This is a genomic window from Sphingomonas sp. P3_C6, from assembly GCF_056402595.1.
On the sequence record NZ_JBFUHB010000007.1, the window covers coordinates 1 to 21,873 of the forward strand.

19 protein-coding genes are annotated in these 21,873 nt (G+C 64.9%); 8 read left to right on the top strand and 11 right to left on the bottom strand.

All coding sequences use genetic code 11. The features are described from left to right. The 3 genes from AC1DT7_RS09650 to AC1DT7_RS09660 all read left to right on the top strand — a co-directional run. A partial coding sequence (locus tag AC1DT7_RS09650) for an integrase core domain-containing protein (RefSeq protein WP_478035727.1) occupies positions 1–247 on the top strand: 247 nt, incomplete at its 5' end. A 46-nt stretch (positions 248–293) separates the two neighbouring features. After that, a complete protein-coding gene (locus AC1DT7_RS09655; RefSeq protein WP_478035728.1) occupies positions 294–527 on the top strand; it encodes a hypothetical protein in 234 nt (77 codons plus the stop codon). Between the two features lie 313 nt (positions 528–840). Beyond that, the gene (locus AC1DT7_RS09660; protein ID WP_478035729.1) at positions 841–1,230 is read left to right on the top strand and encodes a c-type cytochrome; all 390 of its coding nucleotides are present in this window, start codon (positions 841–843) and stop codon (positions 1,228–1,230) included. A gap of 15 nt (positions 1,231–1,245) precedes the next feature. Here AC1DT7_RS09660 and AC1DT7_RS09665 read toward each other — a convergent pair whose 3' ends face one another. Then, positions 1,246–1,398 carry a hypothetical protein gene (locus tag AC1DT7_RS09665; protein ID WP_478035730.1) on the bottom strand — a complete coding sequence of 51 codons (153 nt, stop codon included), beginning with the start codon at positions 1,396–1,398 and terminating at the stop codon, positions 1,246–1,248. Positions 1,399–1,592: 194 nt separating this feature from the next. Between AC1DT7_RS09665 and AC1DT7_RS09670 the strand changes: the two genes are divergently transcribed. Further along, positions 1,593–1,757, top strand: a complete 165-nt coding sequence (locus AC1DT7_RS09670) for a hypothetical protein (RefSeq protein WP_478035731.1) — start codon at positions 1,593–1,595, stop codon at positions 1,755–1,757. Positions 1,758–1,773: 16 nt separating this feature from the next. Here AC1DT7_RS09670 and AC1DT7_RS09675 read toward each other — a convergent pair whose 3' ends face one another. The 8 genes from AC1DT7_RS09675 to AC1DT7_RS09710 form a co-directional block, all read right to left on the bottom strand. After that, positions 1,774–2,400: a 2-dehydro-3-deoxy-6-phosphogalactonate aldolase gene (locus AC1DT7_RS09675; RefSeq protein WP_478035732.1), complete on the bottom strand. Its 627-nt coding sequence runs from the start codon at positions 2,398–2,400 to the stop codon at positions 1,774–1,776. Next, positions 2,390–3,271: a 2-dehydro-3-deoxygalactonokinase gene (locus AC1DT7_RS09680; protein ID WP_478035733.1), complete on the bottom strand. Its 882-nt coding sequence runs from the start codon at positions 3,269–3,271 to the stop codon at positions 2,390–2,392. The genes AC1DT7_RS09675 and AC1DT7_RS09680 overlap by 11 nt, the downstream gene beginning before the upstream one ends. A 130-nt stretch (positions 3,272–3,401) precedes the next feature. Then, positions 3,402–5,870 carry a DUF5117 domain-containing protein gene (locus AC1DT7_RS09685; protein WP_478035734.1) on the bottom strand — a complete coding sequence of 823 codons (2,469 nt, stop codon included), beginning with the start codon at positions 5,868–5,870 and terminating at the stop codon, positions 3,402–3,404. Between the two features lie 159 nt (positions 5,871–6,029). After that, complete coding sequence (locus AC1DT7_RS09690; RefSeq protein WP_478035735.1) at positions 6,030–7,631, bottom strand: amidohydrolase; 1,602 nt, start codon at positions 7,629–7,631, stop codon at positions 6,030–6,032. A 34-nt stretch (positions 7,632–7,665) separates the two neighbouring features. Continuing rightward, a complete protein-coding gene (locus AC1DT7_RS09695) occupies positions 7,666–10,770 on the bottom strand; it encodes a TonB-dependent receptor plug domain-containing protein (RefSeq protein WP_478035736.1) in 3,105 nt (1,034 codons plus the stop codon). 681 nt (positions 10,771–11,451) lie between these two features. Further along, positions 11,452–11,946 (bottom strand): Lrp/AsnC family transcriptional regulator, encoded by a 495-nt coding sequence (locus AC1DT7_RS09700; RefSeq protein WP_478035737.1) that lies wholly within the window; start codon positions 11,944–11,946, stop codon positions 11,452–11,454. 111 nt (positions 11,947–12,057) lie between these two features. Beyond that, the gene (locus tag AC1DT7_RS09705; protein WP_478035738.1) at positions 12,058–12,702 is read right to left on the bottom strand and encodes a L,D-transpeptidase family protein; all 645 of its coding nucleotides are present in this window, start codon (positions 12,700–12,702) and stop codon (positions 12,058–12,060) included. A gap of 208 nt (positions 12,703–12,910) precedes the next feature. Continuing rightward, entirely contained in the window at positions 12,911–13,738 is an 828-nt protein-coding gene (locus AC1DT7_RS09710) for an NPP1 family protein (RefSeq protein WP_478035739.1), read from the bottom strand. Positions 13,739–14,132: 394 nt separating this feature from the next. Here AC1DT7_RS09710 and AC1DT7_RS09715 point away from each other — a divergent pair, with 394 nt between their 5' ends. Then, on the top strand, positions 14,133–14,750 hold the full coding sequence (locus AC1DT7_RS09715; RefSeq protein WP_478035740.1) for a murein L,D-transpeptidase catalytic domain family protein: 618 nt from the start codon (positions 14,133–14,135) through the stop codon (positions 14,748–14,750). Positions 14,751–14,962: 212 nt separating this feature from the next. Here AC1DT7_RS09715 and AC1DT7_RS09720 read toward each other — a convergent pair whose 3' ends face one another. Continuing rightward, positions 14,963–15,106, bottom strand: a complete 144-nt coding sequence (locus AC1DT7_RS09720; protein ID WP_478035741.1) for a hypothetical protein — start codon at positions 15,104–15,106, stop codon at positions 14,963–14,965. A gap of 163 nt (positions 15,107–15,269) precedes the next feature. Then, positions 15,270–18,167: a M16 family metallopeptidase gene (locus AC1DT7_RS09725; RefSeq protein ID WP_478035742.1), complete on the bottom strand. Its 2,898-nt coding sequence runs from the start codon at positions 18,165–18,167 to the stop codon at positions 15,270–15,272. A 379-nt stretch (positions 18,168–18,546) separates the two neighbouring features. Here AC1DT7_RS09725 and AC1DT7_RS09730 point away from each other — a divergent pair, with 379 nt between their 5' ends. From AC1DT7_RS09730 to AC1DT7_RS09740, 3 genes are read left to right on the top strand one after another with little or no spacing between them, the layout of a single operon-like run. After that, positions 18,547–20,658, top strand: coding sequence for a TonB-dependent receptor (locus AC1DT7_RS09730; RefSeq protein ID WP_478035743.1), 2,112 nt, complete (start codon positions 18,547–18,549; stop codon positions 20,656–20,658). Then, positions 20,658–21,059 carry a MerC domain-containing protein gene (locus AC1DT7_RS09735; protein WP_478035744.1) on the top strand — a complete coding sequence of 134 codons (402 nt, stop codon included), beginning with the start codon at positions 20,658–20,660 and terminating at the stop codon, positions 21,057–21,059. The genes AC1DT7_RS09730 and AC1DT7_RS09735 overlap by 1 nt, the downstream gene beginning before the upstream one ends. Before the next feature lie 57 nt (positions 21,060–21,116). Beyond that, positions 21,117–21,857 (top strand): metallophosphoesterase, encoded by a 741-nt coding sequence (locus AC1DT7_RS09740; RefSeq protein ID WP_478035745.1) that lies wholly within the window; start codon positions 21,117–21,119, stop codon positions 21,855–21,857. The last annotated feature ends 16 nt before the right edge of the window (positions 21,858–21,873 follow it).

Below are 21,873 nucleotides of genomic sequence, written 5' to 3' on the forward strand. Positions count from 1 at the left end.
CTTGCGCGACGAATGTCTCAACGAGACGCTGTTCGAATGTCTCAACGAGACGCTGTTCCGGTCACTGGCGCATGCGCGCCGGGTACTGGCGGCCTGGCGTGACGACTACAACAACGTCAGGCCACACTCGAAACTGGGCGGAAAAACACCCGCCGAGATCGCCGGCAAACGGGCATGGGGGCATGCCCCCATGCCCGTTGCCATATCAGCAACCAGCCAGCAAAATGGGCATGGACTCTATGTCTGAGTGGTAACACTCGGGGGAGCACGTCAGCTGGCACCGCGACCGGCCGGTGTTCGAGCATGTCATCGGCATCTCGCTGGAGGCCGAGGCGACGCTGAGGCTGCGGCGGCGCAGGGAAAAAGGGTTCGACCGGGCGGCGTTGCCGCTTGCGCCGCGATCCATCTATCATCTGAGCGGGGAGGCGCGGCATGGCTGGGAACACAGCATCACCGCCATGCAGGTGCGCCGCTGGTCGGTGACGTTCAGGAGCCTGTCGGAAAAGGGCCGCGCGGTCGCAGGCTAGAGGCGGAACACCAGACCGGGGCACTCGCCTAAAGTCCCGGCCTGGTTCCGCCGCCGTACAGCTACTCGAATAGCGGCTGGGCCGGCCAATTAGCCGCGTAGAGCATGTGTGAACCATTCCGTACTTCCCCCGTAGGTAGTTTTCCGAAGGGGCGCGGCGCAAATCTCACAATGCGCAAACAATGCCGTTGCAAGCTGTGGGCAGGGTCGTCTTAAGGGCTCAAATCCTTGCCAATCCATCGCGGCCGGTCATCGGCGGTTCAACTGAAATAGGCGAGGAGAGGGTCGTGGCGTTTGCGTATGGGAGCATCCGAATGAAGTATCTTGCTGGTCTGACGGTGATCGCAATGCTGGCCGGTTCTACCGCGGCCTATGCCGCGCCGCCCGCCGATGCGGCCGCCGGGGCGGTGGTGTTCAAGAAGTGCGCCTCCTGTCACAGCGTCGATGCGTCGGGCAAGAACGGCCTCGGCCCCAATCTGCGCGGCGTGGTCAATCGCAAGGCTGGCGCGGTCGCCGGCTTCAACTATTCGCCGGCGATGAAGGCATCGGGCCAGGTGTGGAACGACAAGAACCTTGCACGCTTCCTCGCGGCCCCGCGCCAGGCGCTGCCCGGCACCAGGATGATCTTCATTGGCCTGCCCAATGCGCAGGACCAGGCGGATGTGATCGCCTTCCTCAAGCAGAACGGCGCGGTGAAGAAATAAGCCGCGCCCGGGCGTTCATTCGTCCGCCTGATCCTTAAGCGCCTGTTTGTGCTGCTGAAGCAGCTTCTCGGCCTTGGCCGAAAGCTGCTTCGTCTCCTCGATGCTTTCGCGGAGCGCTTCCTGGGTCGCTTCGATCCGGGCTATTTCGTCTTCGAGTTTCTTGTCCATGTTTCCCCACTTTAGGGATTAATGCAGATCAAGGTTCGATCGTTCCGCCGGGTCGTCGCATTTGGCGCACAATGCGATGAAATGAGCTGCATCAATGGGTCTACAGCCTTGATATGGCGTGATTTAAATCCCGTATCGGTGCTATCTCTGCCAGTTTGCCCTGGCCTCAATCATGGTCGTGTTACCCGCACGAGATGCGTATCGGCACCATCACCAACTGGGCTTACGGCGTCACGCTGCTGCTCACCGGTGTGTCCGGTGCCTTCATCGTCCCGGCGCTGCTCGAGGCGAAGACGCGCGGCCGGAACCTGGTGATCGCCGTGTCGAACGTGGAGCCGATGAAGAGCGTGGCGGCTTAAAGAGAGCGCGTAGGGACTAGCCGTTCACCAAAGTCGCGACGAACGCCCGCGCTCTTTCGCCTACTTCGCTCGCCGCCATGCCGGGCTTGTACAGCGCCGAGCCCAACCCGAAACCCTGCGCGCCCGCATCCCGCCAGGACGCCATACCCTCGGGCGTGATCCCGCCGACCGCGAGCACCGCCAGTTCAGGCGGAAGAACGGCACGGTGCGCGCGAAGCACGCCGGGTGTCGCCGCCTCGGCCGGGAACAGCTTCAGCCCGCTCGCACCCGCGGCGATGGCGGCAAAGGCTTCGCTCGGGGTGAAATAGCCGGGCAGGGAAACCAGCCCGTCGCGCGCGGTCGCTGCGATGACGTCGACATTCACATTGGGCGAGACGATCAGCCGCCCGCCGACGGCGCGGACTTTCTCGACCTGGGCGACGGTCAGCACGGTGCCCGCGCCCACCAGCGCATCGTCGCCATAGCGTTTGACCAGCAGGTCGATGCTCGTCAGCGGATGCGGCGAGTTCAGCGGCACCTCGATCATCGCGAATCCGGCATCGACCAGCGCATCGCCAATCGCTTCGATCTCGTCGGGCTTCACACCGCGCAGGATCGCGACCAGCGGGCAGCGGGCCATGGCGGCGGCGAAATCAGCGTGCATTGATCATACTCCACAAGGCGGTGACGCCGGCAAGGAAACCGGCCTGGCTGTCGATCGCGACCGGGCATCCGCCATAAGCCTCGATCGCTGCCGCATAGAGCGCGCCGAGCGCGGGATCGGCGAGGAGATGGACCGTCTGGCCCGCCGCCAGCGCCTGTTCGCGCACGTCGCTGCCGATCAGCAGGCCGCTTACATAGGAAGCCGCATCCTCCCGCGCCCGCAGATCGAGCAGCACACTGGCGCGCACGCCGAACAGCGCGGTGAGCAGGGTCGCATCGGCCGAGGCGGCGACCCCGGCGCTAAAGGCGGCGCCTTCGCTGACATCGCCCGTCAGGAAGTCGGCGAGCAGGCTGTGGCGGCGGAGCAGCGCGAAGACCTCGCCGGTCATCGCCGTACGGAAACCGACCACGCTGCCCGCGGCCATCGTCGCCCATTTGCAATGCGTGCCGGGCTGGCAGAGCAGGGCGTCGGGCGGGGCAAGGCCGGCTGCGACGCTGCCGAGCAACTGCACCTCTTCCCCGCGCATCACGTCGCCCCGCGCGCCGTCGACGACGGACAGGCCTGGCACGATCGCCGTGCGCGGTTCGACCCAATGCACTGCCCCGGCCAGCGTCGCCAGATCCGCCGGGCAACGGAGATAGGGCACTTCGACCCATCCGCGTACCGATCCCGCCATGCCGGCGATGAGAACCGGCAGGTCGCCGAACCGCGTGCGGATCTGCGCCACCTCGGCGGCGAAGTCGCCCCGCGCGATCGAGGTGACACCCCGGTCGTCTCGTTCATTCGCAACGACTTCGCCGCTCGCATCAATCGCATAGACGCGGCGATTGGTGGTGCCCCAGTCGATGGCCAGGAAGGCTGCCTTAGTCATGGGCGCTAACCGTTCCCCGGCCTTCGCCGGGGAGCAGAAACGATGAATAGGGGAGGATGCCAAGTCATCCTCCCCCTCAAGCGCATCGCGTCACCGCTGTCGAGAACCCCGTGAGCCGGGGCCCTCATTATCAGCCCAGCGGCGGCCCCGGCGGCTGCGGGAAGCGCGAGCGCGGTCCCTTGCCCCAGCTCGGCGTCGCGGTCTTCGGGGCGTTCTTCTTCGGGTCCTCCAGATAGTGCGCGATGTCGCGCGCCGTCTGGCGGTAGAAGGCGGTGGTCAGCGCGTCGGCGCCGGGCTTCGTCTTCAGCGCGGTCGCCAGGGTCGAGAGCTTGTCGAGCACATAGGCGCGCGCCTCGGGCGCGGCATCGTCATTGCCGCCCAGGATCATCATCGATTCGAGCGCCACCTGTTGCGTCACCCGGCGCAGCGCGCGATCCGAGGCGGTGCCGTCGGTCGGCGCGCTCCAGCTATGGGCAAGGACGGTGTCGACCATCTCGGGGAAGGTCAGCGTGTCGGGCTGCCGGGCGGCAAGCGCGATCATGCGGGTCGATTTGGCCGCGTCGAACAGCGGTTCGAGCACCATGCCCGACAGGATGCGCGCGGCGCGAAGCTGGTCGAACACATCGTCGGTCGACAGATCCTCCAGGTTGTTGCCCGGATCCGGGGTGAGCTGCACCAGCAGCGATTCGGGCAGAGCCAGGTTCTTCGGCTCGATCGCCTCCATCAGCAGGCCGAGCGTGTCGCGCTGCAGCTTGGCCGGGATGAACTCGGTCGGCGGCAGGGTCTCGCCCTTCACCACGATATTCTCGAACAGGCCGCCGACATATTTCAGGCCGGATTCGATCGCGTAGCGATGGTGGAGATAGGCCATCCACAGTCGCGTGTTGCGCAGAGAGCCGACCGGCTCGTCGGCCTTGAGCATGCCTTGCCCGTAATTGGCGATCATGATCGCACGGGCGGCCATGTCCTCGCGCAGATTCTCGGTCGGGGTGGCGCGGTCGTCATACCAGGTCCAGCGCGGATCGGTGTCGGGCACATAGAGGATGCCCTTGGCGCGCATGTCGGCGATGATGGCGTCCAGGCCGGCCTTTTCCGACGCGGCGGGGAGGGGGGTGTAAGCGTAACGCACCATGTACGTGTCGTACGCACCGATCGCCTTCTGGAAGGACTCGCTCAGGTCGAGCTTGCCGTTGACGACCTTCACCCGCGGCGTCGGATATTCCATCACCGAAGCGCGGTTGTTGAGACTCGACGCGAAATTATGGCCGAAGCCCTGGGCATGGCCAAGCTCGTGTGCGGTGAGCAGTGCCTGGCGCAGCAGCACCATGTCGCGCTGGCCCTTCGGCATCGCCGCCATCTTGTCGTCGCTCAGCAGGTTCGGATCGGCCACCGTGATGCCGCTGCCGTCGGCGGGCAGGCCGGCGCTGTACACGTCCCAGTAATTGCCGACGGTGCGGATGCGGTGCGTGTCCATGCGCACCTTCGATCCGATCACCTCGCCGGTGCGCGGGTCGCGATAGGTGCCTCCACTGGAGAAGCCGCGCTCGTCGCGGTTGATCCACAGGACATAGGCATAGCGGATGTCCATCGGGTCCATGTCGGCCGGCGCGTCCAGCGCGACGATCGCGTTGCTGAACCCAGCCGCCTCATAGGCCTTGTTCCACCACAGCAGGCCTTCCTTCATCGCGTGACGGATCGGGGCGGGGATGGCGGGATCGAAATAGATGGTGATCGGCTTGATCGGGTCGCTGATCGGGGCCGACGGGTCTTTCTTTTCCAGCCGCCAGCGCGTGATCCAGCTTTCCTCCGGGCTCTCGCTGAACGGCTTGGAATAATCCTGGAAGCGCACCGCGCTCACGCCGATCCGCGGGTCTGCCTCGCGCGGGGTGTAGCCGGTCGGCGCGCGCAGGAAGCTGTGGTGGATGCGCATCGTCATCATGCGCGGATCGGGCGTCACGCCGGTCACCAGCGCGCCGGGATTGTCGGCGACGAAGGTCGCGCTGGTCTCGATCTCGGTATTGTCGGGAAAGGCCTTCATGCGCTTCGGGTAGAAGCTGCTCTTGCCCGCATCGAACTTGAAACTACCCTGGTTCGCCCGGCGAAGCTGCGCTTCCACATTGGCGGCGTCGCGCATGAAGAAGGATGTGGCATCGACCACCACCTTGCCGCCGGCCTCGGATTCGATCGGCAGCGCGGCGAGGGTCGAGGTGGGGAAGCTGTCCGCCACGCCCTCGGCATGCGCCTTGTCGCCGGTGAGCGAGCGGAAGCGCATGTTCTGCTCGTTGACTAGCACCTTGCCGCCGACCCGGGTGAAGCGGATCACGGCGCTGTCCATCACGCCGCGATCGAACGGGAGTTCCACCGATCCGCCGCCGGTCGCCGCCGAGACGTAATAGAGCACGTCCTCGTCGAACACGGGCACTTCGAGCAGCACCCGGCCCTTCGTCGCGTCGAAGTAGAAGGGGATGAAGCCATCGACGCGCGCGGGCAGCGATGCGCTCTTCGCCGGCGGATCGGCCGGGCGCGCCATGGCGGGGGCGGAAAGCGCGACGAGACAGATCGCGCCGAGCGAGGAGGTGAGCAGCTTCGCCTTGTTCATGGACCTGTCCCGGAGATTGGTTGGTAGGCTGGAGGTTTCCCCTCACCGTCACCCCGGACTGGTTCCGGGGCCCATGGTTCCGCACACGCAACGGCTGCAGCGTCTGCGGGACGATGGATGCCGGAACGGGTCCGGCATGACGGGGAAGGGTGGGGGGTCTTACTTGGTCGCAGGCGGGGGCGGCGATGCGGGCGCCGGATAGGCCACGCCCATCTGCTCCAGATAGCTGCTGTACTTGGCCGGATCGTAGTAGAATTTCTCCATCTGCGGGCGCATCTGCGCCATCAGCTGGGTGTTGAGGTCGATCGCCGGCTTGTCGGCCGCGGTCAGCACCGGATCATATTTCTGGTCCTTCTTCTGGACGTTGTTGAAATAGTCCTTGGCGCTGGCGATCAGCTTGGGCGTGGTCATCAGGTCGAGCACGGTCATCGCCACCGCCTTGGCGCCTGCTACCGCGCCCTTGTGCGCGATCGGGGTCGCCATCGCGATCGCGGCCGTCACGTTGTGCCCGATCGTGCTGGGCACGTTGGAAGGGAAGCCGATGGTGATCGTCGGCACCGTCCACATGATGTCCCCGATATCGTCCGAACCGCCGCCATTGGAGGGGCCGCGCGATTCCGGCGTGGAGAGCGGTGCGATCGTGTCGAACAGCGGCTGGATCTTAAGGCCGTTGCTCTCCTGTACCGCCTTGGCGAACGCCTGGTCGTCGGGCGACCATTTCGGCATGCCGACCGCCTTGATATTGGCATAGGCGGCCTCGGCCATCGGCTTGTTGCCGAAATTGGGCGCTGCATAGCCCAGCACGCGCCGCGTCACCGTCGTGCCCGTCGCCATCGCCGCTGCTTCGGAGATGGTGTTGCCGGTTTCGTAGAGCTTGCGGATCGAATCGAAGGTCTGCTCGCGGAAATAATACCATACCGCTGCCTCGCCCGGCACGACGTTGGGCTGGCCGCCGCCATTGGTGATGACATAATGCGAGCGCTGGGTGAGCGGCAGGTGCTCGCGGCGCATGTTCCACGCCATGTCCATCACCTCGACGGCGTCGAGCGCGCTACGGCCAGCCCAGGGCGCGCCCGCGGCGTGCGAGGTCTTGCCGTGGAAGCTGTATTCCACCGAGACCATGCCGTTATTGCCCATCTCGCCATACCCGGTGCCGAAACGGTTGCCGACATGGGTGAAGATCGATGCGTCGACGTCCTTGAACAGGCCTTCGCGCACATAATAGGCCTTGGTCGCGAGCAGTTCCTCGGCGACGCCGGGCCAGATCATCAGCCGGCCCTTGATGTTGTTCTTGATCATCACGTCCTTGGCGGCGATCGCCGCCGCGACGATCAGCGGCATGCCGCTGTTATGGCCTTCGCCATGCCCCGGTGCGCCCGGCACCATCGGCGTGATCTTCGGCGTGCCCGGCATCTGCGACAGGCCGAGCAGCCCGTCGATGTCGCTGCCCAGCGCGATCATCGGTCCGCCCTCGCCCCAGGTCGCGGTGAAGGCGGTCGGGATGCCCGCCACGCCGCGCGTCACCTTGAAGCCCTCCTTCTCCAGGATGCCGGTGATGTATTCCGATGTCTTGAACTCCTGGAAACCCGGCTCGGCGAAGCTGTAGATCGAATCCACCATCTGCTGGACCAGCTTGGCATGGGCATCGACATTGGCGATCGCCTCGGCCTTCAGCGCCGGCTTGGCCTGGGCATTGGCGGCGGCGGGAACGTAAAGCGCGGTGGACAGCAAGGCGACCGTCAATCCAACCATCTTCTTCATGTGGAATTCTCCTGATCTTTTCTGGTCTCGGGGATTAGAAATCGAAGCGGATACCAACGCGGAACACACGACCGAGCACGTCGTAGAGATTGCGGTTCGTCTGCGGATAGGCCGGGGTATTGTTGCCGGTCGGGCCGTTGCCCACCAGCACCGGATCGGTATCGAGCAGGTTCTTGATCGACAGGAAGGCGGTGGTCTTGGCGCCGGCGACCTCGAAGCTGTGATTCACCTGCAGGTCGAGATAGATCGCGCCGGCAATGTCGTTGCGATTCACCGTGCGGTTGGCGACGGTCGAGACCGGGCAATCGGTGCTGCAGACGATATAGCTGTTGTCGTACACGCCGCCGCTCACGCCGCGGCCGACGAGCTGGAAGCCCCAGGGCCCGACATCATATCCGGCCGTCAGGCGATAGTTCCAATCGGGCAGGCTGCCCGAATTCTGGCCCGCCGCCTCGGTCGGCACGTCGATGCCGTTGTCGGTATAGAGGCTGATATTCTTGGTCGCCAGCGCGCGCAGCGTCAGCGTGCCCGGGCCGACCGGCTTGCGATAGCTTGCCTCGAAATCGATGCCCTTGGCCTTGATTCCGACGAAGTTGGTCGGCTTCAGCTCGATGCTCGTGATCGCCAGGCCAGGGGTGACGACGCCGCGTCCGCCGGTGGTCGAGATGGCCGAGCAGGCGGCGCTGTTGCTCTGCTCATAGCATTGCGTGACCAGCGTCTGGGCGGTGAGGTTGTTGATGGCACCACTCAGGTTGATCTGGAAATAATCGACCGAGAAGGCGAGGCCGGGAACGAAGCTCGGTGTGAAGACCGCGCCGGCGCCATAGGTCCTTGCGACTTCCGGCTTCAGGCCGGGATTGCCCACGGTGGATTCGTTGAACTGGTCGACGCGCTGGCCCGCGCCGACGGGAACGTTGACGGTATTGGTGCGGCCGGTGCCCGGCGCGAACAACTCGCCCAGGTTCGGGGCGCGGATGTCGCGGGAGATGGTGCCGCGGAATTTGACGTCCCGGATCGGCTGCCAGGTCAGGCCGGCCTTCCAGGTCGTGACGGTGCCTGAGGTGGAATAGTCGGTGACGCGGAACGCGCCGTTGAAATCGGCGCCCTTGAACAGCGGCACGATGGTCTCGAGATAGGCCTCCTTCACATTATATTTGCCGAAGGTGGGCAGGTAGTTGCCATAGATCCAGGTACCGCTGGTCACGCCATTGGCGACGCGCGGCTGGAACAGCGGGTCGACCGAACCGCTCACCGATTCCTGGCGCCATTCGCCGCCGAACGCGAGCGAGATCGGCCCGGCCCAGATGTCGAACAGATTGTTGGTGAACAGGTTGAAGGCGGCGACATCCTGCTTCAGCGTCTGCTTCCTGAGCGGCTGAAGCCCGTCATACAGGACATAGGCAAGCGCCTCGGGCGTGACGCCGCCGATGCCGATGCGGTTGATCGGCACGCAGCCATTGTTGACGTTGGCGGCGGTCAGGCGCGACCGGCAGACGATGGTGCCGGCGGCGATGCCCGATGCGTTGCCGGCCGGTGCCACGACAGCGTCGGTGGCCAGCGCCATGCGATCCAGGTTCCACGCATTGGTCAGCAGCTCGTTGGTCTTGGTGATGCCCTTCTGGTAATAGGCGTCCCATTTCCACTGGCGGTCGAACAGGCCGAAATCACCACCGGCGCCGACGACATAGCGGAACACCTCGCGGGTATTGTCGCTGCCCTGGGGCGGGATGCCGATATTGCTGCTGCCGATCGCGACCGTGCTCACCTTGGTCGTGTTGGCCGGGTTGGCGTTGTAAGCATTGACCTGGTTGACGAAGCTGGTCGGCAGGAAGGCGTTGATCAGCCCGCCATTGGCGGCGGTCGGCGCGACCTGGATGGTCGTGCCGGTGGTCGGGGTCTGCTGATAATAGCTCTGGCCCTGATAGCGGCTGTACGCGAACTGGCCGTAGACCTCGATCGCGGGCGAGAATTCGTAGCTGAGCCGGCCGAACGCGCTCTTGCGGTCTTCCGACGGCAACAGGGTGGCGCTGCTGACATGGCCCTCGCGGCCGATCCGATAGTCGCCGCCGACCATCCACTGGCCGTTGGACGGGCCGAACACGAAATTGTTGACGCTTGCCTTGCCGGTCGTGGGGTCTACCTGCCCGAAATAGACGCCCCTGAACGGGCCGGTGCTGATCAGGCCGCCCTCGGTGAACTGGCCGGTGCCGATGCCGCCCTGGATCAGGCGCGCCGGATAGCAGATCGTCGCGGAACTGGAGTCCCTGCAGGCGGCTTCGCTATAGGCCGGATTGTCGATCTGGAAGAAACCCGCGTCGTTCCAGTCGCGGTCGATCGTGTGGATGCCCTTCTGGGTGAAATATTCGCCGCTGACCAGGATATGGCCCTTGCCGCCGGCAAAGGGGGTGCCCGCCGTCAGCGTGAACTTGTGGTTCGGGCCGTCGCTATAGGTGGTGACGCCATATTCGTAGCTGCCCTTGATCCCCGTATATTTCTTGTCGAGGATGAAGTTGATGACGCCGGAGACCGCGTCCGATCCATAGGCCGAGGAAGCGCCGCCGGTCACCACTTCGACGCGCTCGATCAGCGCCTGGGGGAACGTGTTGACGTCCACCACGCCGCTGGTCGCCGCCGCGACCGAGCGCTGGCCGTCGAACAGCACCAGGGTGCGCTGCGACCCGAGGTTGCGCAGATTGACCGAGGCGACGCCGGCCAGGCCGTTGCTGAGCGAGCCGTTCGAGTTGGCCGCGGTCGAGCTGCCCTTCACCGAAGGCAGGGTGTTGACGAAATCGGCGACATTGGCGGGCGCTTCGGCCTGCAATTCCTTGCTGCTGATCACACTGACCGGCGTCGGGGCGTCGTAACCGTCACGCACGATGCGCGATCCGGTGACGGTGATCTCCTCCTGCGGTGCCGATCCTTCGGCCGATTGATCCTGGACGATGGCGTCGACGGTCTGCGTCTCGCCGGCGGCCGGGGCCTTCTCCTCGACGCTGGCCATCATCGCCGGCGCCGTCTGCGCGGCGGCGATGCCGGGCATCGCTGCGATGGCGAGCGCCAGGATCCCGGCGGAAGAAAGGCTGTGCCGCCTGAACAGATGGCGGTCGGAAGTCGTGTTCGCGCTGAATAGAAATGCCATGGTCGCCCCCGATTATTGTTACTCCCTGGGCAACCTCTCCCTTCGTCCTGTTCATTGAGAACATTGTTTATTGTTGGTCGGTGTTGAGTGCGCAGTGTTCCTGCGACGCCGACAAATTGTCGGCGCCGGGATTATTGCTCGCGTGATATATTCTCCCTGGCGGGCCACTCTCTGCGGAATTGCCCTGACGCAAGATTAGCAGAGTTTAGTTGGGGGATGTCGCTATTTTCACGCGCAGATTCACCTCGTTTGCGTGGATTCGTTCAAGGATTGCGGGTTGGGCGCAGATTATGGGCGCCGTCTAAGGCCAGCTAGCCCGATTTCTGCATCAATGCGGATTCGATCCGAATCGGTGATAGCTGGGGTGCCTATGGATCGTGGCGTTTCGGCTTTGAGTGAGGCTCACTGGGTTCACGAGACGGCGCAAAGATGGTCGCGTCGAGAGGAGGCGAGACGATCAGCAGCTCGTTCTCCGCGCCTTTCAGCCTTCGTGGAAACGAATGGGTAGCCGGCGGACCGCCGGCTATCGCCCTGCAGTCTGGATGATCCGAATTGGATATTCACCCGCACTTGTTCGGGGGAGCGTGCCGCACGCCAACAGATTTGTGCTCCTCCGCCCGGCGGATGCCGACATGCCCGGCATGACGGACCTGTGGGCTTGCGTGCGGGCGGGAGTGAACTTCAGGCCGGCCCGCTTAGCAGCACTGGCGGAACCGAGCGCTGCGCGACTTCGCGCATCACGAAGCTGCTGCGGATCTTGGCGACATGCGGCAGCATGGACAGTTCGCTGCGATAGACCCGGTCATAATCCTCGAACGACTTCACATGGATGATCATCAGGAAGTCGACATTGCCCGACACGAAGCTGCAATAGGACATGGACGGGCATTTCACGACCGCCGTCTCGAACTCCATCAACACATTCTCCGCCTGCGACCTGAGCTCGATCATCACGATCACGACGATGCCGAAGCCGAGCCGCGCCATGTCGAGGTCGGCCGAATAGCCGCGCACCGCGCCGCGTTCCTCCAGGATCTTGCGGCGGCGGGCAACGGCGGTGCTCGACAGGTGCACCCGTTCGCTCAGCGCCACGTCGGAAGCGCGGCCGTCGCTCGCGAGCTCGCGCAGGATGCGATAGTCGATCGCATCGATGTCGGTGATACCCGAATCGTTCACGCACTGTCCCCTTTGCGCATCAATTGATCGATGGTGCGTTGCAACATGAATAGAAGCAACGCCGATGGCAATGCGCTTGGGGGATTCCTGCTAGAGAAAATGATCGCCCGGTCAGGGCGTGGGGGCAGCCCAGGCGATCGCGGATGCTGCGGCGCGGCGCGCCACGTCGAGCGGTACCATGCCGAACGGCATGCCCTGGGGCGGCCCGACCGACGGGGCGTCGTCGAGCGGCACGGCGTAGAGCGGGTCGGTGGGATCGTCGGTCACCACCACCTGCGCGCCGAGTCCGACGATGCCATAGAGTTTCCTGGCAAAGGCCATCGGCACCCGCACGCAGCCATGGGAAGCGGGATAGCCGGGGTTCATGCCGGCATGGATCGCGATGCCGCCCCAGGTCAGCCGCAGCATGAACGGCATGGGCGCGTTGGAATAGATGTTGGAACGGTGGTCCGCATCCTTCTCCAGCACGGTGAACGCGCCGACCGGCGTGTCATAGCCGGACGCGCCGGTCGAGATGGGGGAAAGCGCGATCAGCGTCTCGCCGCGATAGACATAGGCGCGTTGCAGCGGGATGTTGACGAGGATGCGGATATTGCCCGTGCCGCCGGTGTCACGCCAGAGATACTGGCCGGGCTCGAGCGTCGCGGCGGTGTCGGGCGTGAAGGCGGCGCCTTCACCCGCAAGCGCCGGCGTCGCGGTCCCGGCGAAGAGGAGAGCGGCGGCAAGGGACCAGATCGGGTTCCGGGACAGGACCATGCGCACCCTCGTTTCGTCCATCGCCAGCGTCCGGGCGTGGTAACTTCTTGGTTAATAGTGCCGCAACTTTCTTCCGGAATCGAGTACCCAAAATTTGCCGCGATGGGACAGCCCACTCCCGGCGGATTTTTGCTCCAGTGCCGCGACGGCACCGGTGCCGATACCGCCGCACCCTGCGCGGCGGTATCGGCCCCCACGCCGACCGGGATCAGCAGATCGTCGGGAAGCTTGCCGGCTTCGACGCGCTCAGGGTCGCGCAGACGCGGTTGTCGTTGAAGTGGAAGGCGGCGCCCCAATTGTCGTTGTTGAAAAGGGCACGCAGGGCCGCATTGTTGATCGCGCCGTCGCCGTACATCATTTCCCACTGGACCAGCGTCGGGCTCCACCAGACGCCCTTGTGGTTCTCGATCGCATCGTCGCCGCTGTTCGCGAAGCGGAGGACGTGCGTGCTGCCACCGTCCTTGTGATAGACGATCTTCACGTTGCGCCGCGTGGAATCCATATAGCGGACGGCGGTGTTGTTGCCGGCGAGCAGCTGATAGCCATGATGCTGGCTCACCGCGACGTCGGTGATCACCTTGTTGTCGATGTCCCAGTTGTTGTCGTTCTGGCTGATCGTCCAGACGACGACATTCTCGACGTCATGGCGATGCCCGGCGGCGTCGCACCCGTCACAGGCGCTCAGCGGCAGGACCTGATCCTTCTGGAAATAGAGCGAATAGACGGTGCCGCAATAAACGCGGTTGCCCCAGGATCCGCCGCCGAGCTTGCACACGGTCCGGGCATAGGTGTTGGAATTGTCCAGATCCGATTCATCGCGGCAGCGGCCCTGCGGCGTTCCGTTGCGATCTTCCCCCGGGTTCAGGGCGCCGTTGCGGCCGATTGCAACGGAAGGATAGCATCCGTCTGTGTCGAAATCGAAATAGGGAACGAAGCGCGACGACATCGCGTCCGCAGCCCCGGCGAGCTTGGGCGGGGGATCGCCGGCCCAGGCCGGGCCCGACGCCATGAGCATGATGCCAATCGCAAGTGTCATGAATGAACGCAGAAATTGTATCATGGTGATAGCTCCCGTGGTTGCGGAAGGCGTTGTCCGTGCGATCCGGATGTTCCATCCGGACTGACGGATGCCTCCGGAATGAAAGACGGAAGAAGGATCGCCTTTCGGACAAAAGAATTTTGTTGCAATACAGGGTCATAGGCGTGGCGATTATGTTTCGCTGGCGGCACGGCCGGATCGTTGCCGGGGTGAACGCCATGTGCCTCGACGCAGATTCCTATAGACTTCCGGCTGCGCGCCGGGCGATCTAGTCACGATGAACACGGACATAGCGTCCAAAGGACCTGGTTTTCCGGTGAAGGCAGCGAACCAGTCTCGGATCCCGGCTCAATGGGGTGAAGAAGCGCCGTCGCGGCGCACGATGCTGGGAATGGGCGCAGCTGCCGCCGGCGCCCTGGCCGCGTCGCTCTTCTTGCCCGACCTGTTTGGTAGCCAGGCCGTGGCGGCCGACGAATTTCCCCCGATCGCCGCGCCGCGCCGTGTGCCGCCGGCGCTATATGGCCAGGCGCTGGTCGCGCTCGACCGGCATCGCGACCGGATCGAGTTCGCCGACCGCATCGCCATCGCCGATTTCGGCGCGCCATCGTCGCAACCGCGCTTCTATCTGGTGGACACGCGCAACGGCGCCACGACGAGTTTCCTGGTGGCACATGGCAAAGGCTCCGACCCGGACCATAGCGGTTGGGTGCAGCGCTTCTCGAATGAGGAAGGATCGCTTTGCTCGTCGGAGGGGGCGTTCCTCACCTCCGACTATTATGTCGGCGATCACGGCGCGTCGCAGCGGCTGATCGGGCTCGATCCGACCAACAGCAATGCGGAAGGGCGCGCGATCGTCATCCACAGCGCCTGGTATGCCAGCCCCGAAATGCTCCTGGCCCAGCCGGTGCTCGGCCGGAGCGACGGGTGTTTCGTGTTTGGCGCGGAGCAGATCGATTATGTGTTCGACCGGCTCGGCCCGGGCCGAATGCTCTTTGCGGCCAGGATCTGAGGCACAAGACCAGCGCTGCAAACGCAGCTGCGGCAAAACCGGGAATGTACCTCTCCCCGTTCGGACTGACCTCAATCGTCATCCCCGCGCAGGCGGGGATCCATAGCCCATTGCGTTTCAGTGCGATACCAGAGCGCCAAGCTTATGGATTCCCGCCTGCGCGGGAATGACGAAGGTTTTCTCAACAGCCTGATAAAGCTTCGACGGCTGCGTCAGGCGGCGGCGCCGTGCCGCCGGGGGCGGACGACGCGGAAGCTGTCGCCGATGCCGCGCTGTTCGGCGCGCAGGCGCATCTTCTCTGCCAGGACTCTGCCGACCAGCTCGTGATCGGCTCTGAAATAGATCGTGCCGTTCATTGTCAGTCTCCGTTATCCAACCAGTCGGACATCGTAGAGATGTGCATTTCGTCGTGATTTCTGCACATCTCGACTGACAACGTCGTCGATTCGCGATTGTTCCGCGATTCGTCGCAAACCCATCGCACTGCCTTATCGGCCCGCGCTGGCCGCACGATCCATCTCACTTCGCCTCGGCGACCGTCTGGCCGCTGGCCGTTGCCTCGGGCAGGACCTCGGCTTTCCAGGCAGCCTCGGGCCGCAGATATTTCCGTGCCAGCGCCTGAATGTCGGCGGGTGTGAGCGCCTCGATCTGCGGGATGAACGTGAGCGTCTGCGGGATGTAATAGGGCCGGTCGACGATATAGGTGAGCTGGTTCAGCCACCAGCCGTTCGTGTTCGGGCCGCGCCTGGCGGATTCGACCAGCGGCTCGCGGGCGCGCTTAAGCTCGTCCTCGCTGATCTGCGTGTCGCGCAGGCTTCTGATGATGGCATCCATCGCGGTGAAGAAGGCGGGCAGCTTTTCCGGCGCGGTCTGGGCCTGGACCGAGATGGCGCCATAATCCTTGTAGGTGTCCGAATAATTGGATGAGGTGACGGGCGAATAGGCCAGCGCCTGCTTCTCGCGGATCTCGTCGAGCACGCGCAGCCTGAGCACCGCGGTGAGCATCGCCACCCGGCGCGCCTCGCCCCGGTCGCTCACCGCGTCCGGCCCCGGCCAGACGATGACGCCGAGCCCCTGTTCCGCCAGGCCCTTGTGCATGAAGCGCAGCGGCGCCGGCGTCGGCGCCGGGAAACGCCTTTGGTCGGCGCCGGGCACGGGCGCCGGAGCGGCAGGGCGTGGCGGCATCGCGCCGAAGGTGCTGGCGGTGACGGTGATCGCCTCGTCCACCGTCGTGTCGCCGACCATGGTGATGTGGATCGGACCGACCGACAGCAGCGCCCTGAGGCCCGGCCGCGTCGCGTCCATCGACCAGGACGCCATCGTCTCGGGCGGCACCATCGCGGTGCGCTTGTCGCCGCCGGCGAGCAGGTCCCTGGCCTGCACGGCGAAGGCGCCGCCCGGCATCGCGAGCATCGCCTTGTAGGCGGCCGGATAGTTCGCCTTGGCCTGCTCGAACGGCTGGCTGCGATAGGCCGGGTCGGTCAGGAAAGCGGCCATCAGCTGCATCTGCAATTGCAGGTCCTCGCGCCGGGTGCCGCCGCTGAGCAGGAACCGGTCGCCGAGCGTGTCGAGCGAGGTCCCGACCATATGGCCGTTGAGCGACCGGCTTATCTGGTCAAGCGTCATCTTGCCCAGGCCGCCCGATTGCAGGTCGCCGATCATGCTGGCGCGGGGATCGAGTGTGTCGGGCGAGAAATTCTGCTCGCCGGTGCCGGTCAGCAGGTTGATCGACACCGCATTCTTGCTGAAGCTGGTCGGCTTCACCGTCAGCACCACGCCGTTGTCGAAGGTGACGACCGTGGCGCCCAGTTCGGCGATTTCATGGCGTTCCCTGACCGTGCCGGGCTTGCCGAAGTCGGTATAGGGCCAGGGCATCCTGGCCGATGCCGCGGGCGGGGCGACGGCCACGGCGCGCGAAAGGTGCATGGCGGTGGCGACCGCCTTTTCTCCACCCTCTATCTCGACTGGCGAAACGACCTCGGTCAGCGGGCCGCCGCCGGCAAAGAGCGGCTTGATCGCCGCATTGACCTGCGCTGCGGTCAGCCTTTTGACGACCGCCTCGAAACCGGCGAGGTCGGTCCGGGGCGTGGTGAACACCTGACGCTCGTTGACCGCGCTCACCAGGCTGGCCGCCAGGCCGCGGGTCTGGCGCGTCGCGGCGCCCTTGACCGCATTCTCCAGGGCGGTGCGGAAACCGTTCACTTCGCGCTGAAGCTCGGCGTCGGATATGCCATATTGGACGATGCGGCGCTGCTCCTGGTCGATCGCCTCGAGCGCCGGCTTCCACTTGCCCTGGACGAAGCGCGCCGAGACGGAGGTGACGTTGACGCTGCGCAGCATGGTCGTGTCGGAGGCGTTGCCGGACAGAAGCGGCGCGTTCTCCGTGCGCGACAGCTCGGACAGGCGTCGATTGAGCACCGCCAGGCCGAGATAGTCGATCAGGTCCTGGCGGCGCTTCGCGACGGTGTCGGGCCGACGATCCGGCTTCCGGATCCAGGTCACCGAAACGGTCGAAGGCACGCCGGCCTCGACGATGATATGGGTTTCCTGCCCATGGGCGGCGACGGTGCCGAGATCGGGATCGGGGCCGTCGGCAGCCCTGGGCTGCCAGTCGGCGAAGGTCTTCCTGATCTTCGTTTCGATCAGATCGACATCGAAATCGCCGACCGCGATCATCGTCGCGCGGCTGGGGCGATAATAGCTGTCGTAGAAATCGACGAAGCGCTCGCGCGGGGCGGTATCGATGATCTTCAGGTCGCCGATCGGGAAGCGGGTGGCGAGCTTCTGTCCCTTGGCGAGGATGGCCATCTGCTTTTGCGCCACGCGCAGCCCCGGCGCGTTGCGCAGCCGCTCCTCGCCCGCGATCACGCCGCGCTCGTCGTCGATAGCCTTGGGGTCCATCGTCGCTTCGGACACCTGCTCGCGCATCACGTGCAGCGCGGTGTCGACCGTCTCGTCATTGGTGCGGGGCAACTCGAGCTGGTAGAAGGTCTGGTCGAAGCCGGTCGCCGCGTTGAGATCGGCGCCGAACGCCAGGCCGAGCCGCTCGAGGATGCTGATCAGGTCGTTCTTCGGGATGTTGGTGGTGCCGTTGAACGCCATATGCTCCGTGAAATGGGCGAGGCCGCGCTGGTCGTCCTTCTCCATCAGCGATCCGGCGTCGATGCGCAGGCGCAGCGACGCCTGGCCCGGCGGCGTGGCGTTCTTCATGATCGCGTAGCGCATGCCGTTGGGCAGGGTGCCGGTGCGGACATCGGGATCGGCCGGCAGGTCGCTGGCCGCCTGCGGCCAGGGCTGGGAAGGCTGGACGGTAGCCGCCGGACTGGTCCTGGCGGCGATCTGGCCCGGCACCGGCGCGGAAAGCAGTGCCGCGGAAGAGGCCGCTATCAGGAGAAACAGGCGGCGCGACCTCGACATCACATCAATCCTCACCAGGGCGCGATGCCCTGTTCACGCGGCACTCTGCGCAATGGAGCATAGTGACGATCGACGCTCCCCCAGGTGAGGGGCCGCTGATACCGGATTTCGCCATCCGCCCGGTGCAATTTTTTTGTAACGGAGTTAGGGGGGCATGCCGGCTCGCCGCCGCTGGCGGCACTTCGCGGATCCCTGCCTCGGTCCGTCGCCTGATTCCACCGTTTCACCGCTCGCGTTCGATCATGACAAAAATGTTATGATGTATCATTGCATTTCGGTTCTATCGGGCTCCCCGCCGGCCCAGGCTGGCCCCATGACGGTGGAAGGGATCACGATGAGACGTTCGGTATTACTCGCTGGCTGCAGCTTCGGACTCTTGATGGCGAGCCCGGCTCTGGCGACCGACGATGCTGGCCCCGTATCCGAGTCCACCCCCAAGGACATCGTCGTCACCGCGCAGAAACTCGACGCCGCGCGCGACGCCATCCTGCCCGCGCTCGGCGCGAGCGACTACAGCCTCGACCGCGAGCTGCTCCAGAAGCAGCCGGGCGGCGTCGACCGCAGTCTCGTCCAGGTCTTGGTCCATGCTCCGGGCGTCACCCTCGACAGTTACGGCGCGATCCATGTCCGCAATGAGCACGCCAATCTTCAATACAGGCTGAACGGCGTGATCGTGCCGGAAAGCATTTCGGGCTTCGGATCGACCTTCGACCCGCGCATCGCCGACTCGATCGACCTCATCACCGGCACCTTGCCCGCGCAATATGGCTATCGCACCTCGGGCGTGGTCAGCCTGAAGACTCAGTCGGGCGCGTTCGACAATGGCGGCGATGTCGGCTTCTACGGCGGCAGCCGTGGCACTTTGCTGCCCAGCGCCTCGCTCCATGGGGCGAGCGGCAATCTGAACTATTTCGTCTCGGGCAGCTATCAGGAGAACGACCTGGGCGTCGAGAACCCGATCAACACGCGCGACGCGATCCACGACCATACCCGCCAATATCGCCTCTTCGGCTATGTGTCCGACATCCTGTCCGACACGAGCCGCATCACCGCGTTCGGCGGCACCTCGATCGGTCATTTCCAGATCCCGAACAATCCGGGGCAGGGCGGGCAGGGCCCCGGCGGCCTGAATTGGAATCTCAACGGCAAGTCGGATTTCGATTCGGCGACGCTTGATCAGAACCAGCGCGAGATCACCCATTACGGCGTGCTGGCCTATCAATATGCCGGCGGCGCCTTCAATCTCCAGGTCGCGCCCTTCATCCGCTATTCGCAGACCCGCTTCACGCCCGATCCGCAGGGCGGCGATCTCATCCTGGCCGGTGCCGCCGACAATTCCCGGCTCTCCAGCCTGACCGCGGGCGTTCAGGCCGATGGCAGCTACAAGCTGTCCGACAGCCATATGCTGCGCTTCGGCCTGTTCTTCCAGAACGAGCGCACCCGTTCCTCGGTGATCTCGCGGGTATTCTCGGTCGATGACGACGGCAACCAGACCTCGCAGGCCCCGCTCACCATCGCCGATAGCGGCGGTCGCAACGGCCAGCTCTACGGCGTGTATCTGCAGGACGAATGGTCGCTGACCCCGACCCTGACCCTCAACTACGGCGCCCGCTTCGACGCGGTGCGCGCCTATACCAACGAGCAGCAGGTCAGCCCGCGGGTCAACATGGTGTGGAAGCCGGCCGAGGGCACGACCTTCCATATCGGCTATGCGCGCAACTTCACCCCGCCGCCGCAGGAGCTGATCGCATCGCCGACGCTTGCGCTGTTCGCGGGCACGACCAAGGCGACCGAGATCACCACCGCCGATCCGGTGCGGGCCGAGCGCGAGCATTATTTCGACGGCGGCGTACAGCAGGTGGTCCTGCCCGGGTTCAAGGTCGGGCTCGACGCCTATTACAAGATCAAGCGCAACCTGCTCGACGAGGGGCAGTTCGGTCCGTCGCTCGTGTTGTCGCCGTTCAACTATGCCAAGGGCTATGCCTGGGGCGTCGAGCTGAGCGCCAACTACACGCACCGCGCGGTCGATCTCTACGCCAATGTCGCGCGCGGCGAGGAGAAGGGCAGGGACATCGTCTCCAGCCAGTATTTCTTTGCGCCCGACGAACTCGCGTACATCGCAACCCACAGCATCTTCACCGACCATTCGCAGCGCTGGACCGCGTCGGGCGGCGGCAGCGTCACCATCCATGACGGGATAGGCACGCTCGTCCCCACGGTCGATTTCCTCTATGGCGACGGCCTGCGCGCCGACGATCCTGCGGGCATCGTGCCCAATGGCGGCAAGCTGCCTTCCTATGTCACCGCGAATTTCGGCATCGCGCAGAATCTGGACGGGCCGGGCGTGCTCAAGGGGCTCTCGGTCAGGCTGGATGTCACCAACATTTTCGACAAGAGCTATCTGATCCGCGACGGCTCCGGCGTCGGGGTCGGGGCGCCGCAATATGGCGCCCGGCGTGGTGTGTTCGCCGGGATACGGAAGAGCTTCTGATGCAGCATGATCGTCCCGTCGCGCCGTCCCGGCTCGATCAGGTCGGCATTGTCCTTTCCGGCATCTGCCTGGTCCATTGTATCGGCCTGCCGATCCTCATCCTGCTGCTGCCGGCGATCGCCTTCGCCTTGCCCCCCAACGGCATTGTTCATGCCGTGCTGATCGCCCTGGTGCTGCCGGTCAGCGGTTTTGCGCTGTGGCGCGGCATGGCGCAGAGCGGGAGTCGATGGGCTCTGTCATCGGGCGTGGCAGGGATGTCCTTCCTCGCCTTGGGACTGGTCTTTCTCGATTCAGAGACGGTCGCCACGATGCTGACCGTGACCGGCAGCCTGATGATCGGGCTTGCCCATATCCTTAACTGGCGCGGTCATCATGACGGCGCGGGCGATAGGGCCGGTTAGGGTCTGTATCCTCATCGGGCCGCAATTTGGCCATGGCGGAGGGTGATGGCGATGGTCATGATCGACGTTCGCGAGATTGACAGTCCCGAGGCGGCTGACACGACCATCGTCTATGCCGTGGGCGACATCCATGGCCGGCTCGACCTGCTGACGGATATGGAGCGGCTGATCGCGGCCGATATTGCCGACGTCCGGCCGGTGGGGCCGGCGATCTGCTATCTCGGCGACTATATCGATCGCGGCCCTTCCTCGGCGCAGGTCATTGATCATCTGGCCCGGCCGGGGATGGAGGGTGTCCACCGCATCTTCCTCAAGGGCAATCATGAGGATCGCATGATCGACTTCCTTGTCGATCCGGTCCGGCATGGGCCCGGCTGGGCAAAGTTCGGGGGCCGGGAAGCGCTGGAAAGCTATGGCATCGCAGTGCCGGCCGAGCCCGACGAGGCCGGCTGGTGGTCGCTCCGCGATGCGCTCGACCGGGCCTTGCCGGAACGTCACCGGACCTTCCTCGACCGGTTGCGCCTGGCGTTCGTGTGGCGCGACTATTTCTTCGTCCATGCCGGCCTCGACCCCAACATGCCGGTTCACAGCCAGTCGACGCACGATCTGATGTGGATCCGCGAGCCTTTCCTGAGCGCCGATACCGCCTGGCCGTTCCGGGTCGTCCATGGCCATGTTATCGTGGCCGAGCCCGAGTTCAGGCCCAATCGCATCGGTATCGATACGGGGGCCTATCAGTCGGGCCGGCTGACCTGCCTCGTTGCTGACGCCGCCGGAACCCGGCTGATCCACACCTGACCCCAATGCCCCTCCG

What these genes read in the sequence shown, in the direction of transcription:
- AC1DT7_RS09675 (WP_478035732.1), bottom strand. Translation starts at nt 2,400, where the DNA reads ATGCACGCTGATTTCGCCGCCGCCATGGCCCGCTGCCCGCTGGTCGCG.
- AC1DT7_RS09730 (WP_478035743.1), top strand. Translation starts at nt 18,547, where the DNA reads ATGGCGAGCCCGGCTCTGGCGACCGACGATGCTGGCCCCGTATCCGAG.
- AC1DT7_RS09695 (WP_478035736.1), bottom strand. Translation starts at nt 10,770, where the DNA reads ATGGCATTTCTATTCAGCGCGAACACGACTTCCGACCGCCATCTGTTC.
- AC1DT7_RS09710 (WP_478035739.1), bottom strand. Translation starts at nt 13,738, where the DNA reads ATGACACTTGCGATTGGCATCATGCTCATGGCGTCGGGCCCGGCCTGG.
- AC1DT7_RS09735 (WP_478035744.1), top strand. Translation starts at nt 20,658, where the DNA reads ATGCAGCATGATCGTCCCGTCGCGCCGTCCCGGCTCGATCAGGTCGGC.
- AC1DT7_RS09740 (WP_478035745.1), top strand. Translation starts at nt 21,117, where the DNA reads ATGATCGACGTTCGCGAGATTGACAGTCCCGAGGCGGCTGACACGACC.
- AC1DT7_RS09720 (WP_478035741.1), bottom strand. Translation starts at nt 15,106, where the DNA reads ATGAACGGCACGATCTATTTCAGAGCCGATCACGAGCTGGTCGGCAGA.
- AC1DT7_RS09660 (WP_478035729.1), top strand. Translation starts at nt 841, where the DNA reads ATGAAGTATCTTGCTGGTCTGACGGTGATCGCAATGCTGGCCGGTTCT.
- AC1DT7_RS09705 (WP_478035738.1), bottom strand. Translation starts at nt 12,702, where the DNA reads ATGGTCCTGTCCCGGAACCCGATCTGGTCCCTTGCCGCCGCTCTCCTC.
- AC1DT7_RS09690 (WP_478035735.1), bottom strand. Translation starts at nt 7,631, where the DNA reads ATGAAGAAGATGGTTGGATTGACGGTCGCCTTGCTGTCCACCGCGCTT.
- AC1DT7_RS09725 (WP_478035742.1), bottom strand. Translation starts at nt 18,167, where the DNA reads ATGTCGAGGTCGCGCCGCCTGTTTCTCCTGATAGCGGCCTCTTCCGCG.
- AC1DT7_RS09715 (WP_478035740.1), top strand. Translation starts at nt 14,133, where the DNA reads ATGGGCGCAGCTGCCGCCGGCGCCCTGGCCGCGTCGCTCTTCTTGCCC.
- AC1DT7_RS09685 (WP_478035734.1), bottom strand. Translation starts at nt 5,870, where the DNA reads ATGAACAAGGCGAAGCTGCTCACCTCCTCGCTCGGCGCGATCTGTCTC.
- AC1DT7_RS09665 (WP_478035730.1), bottom strand. Translation starts at nt 1,398, where the DNA reads ATGGACAAGAAACTCGAAGACGAAATAGCCCGGATCGAAGCGACCCAG.
- AC1DT7_RS09680 (WP_478035733.1), bottom strand. Translation starts at nt 3,271, where the DNA reads ATGACTAAGGCAGCCTTCCTGGCCATCGACTGGGGCACCACCAATCGC.
- AC1DT7_RS09670 (WP_478035731.1), top strand. Translation starts at nt 1,593, where the DNA reads ATGCGTATCGGCACCATCACCAACTGGGCTTACGGCGTCACGCTGCTG.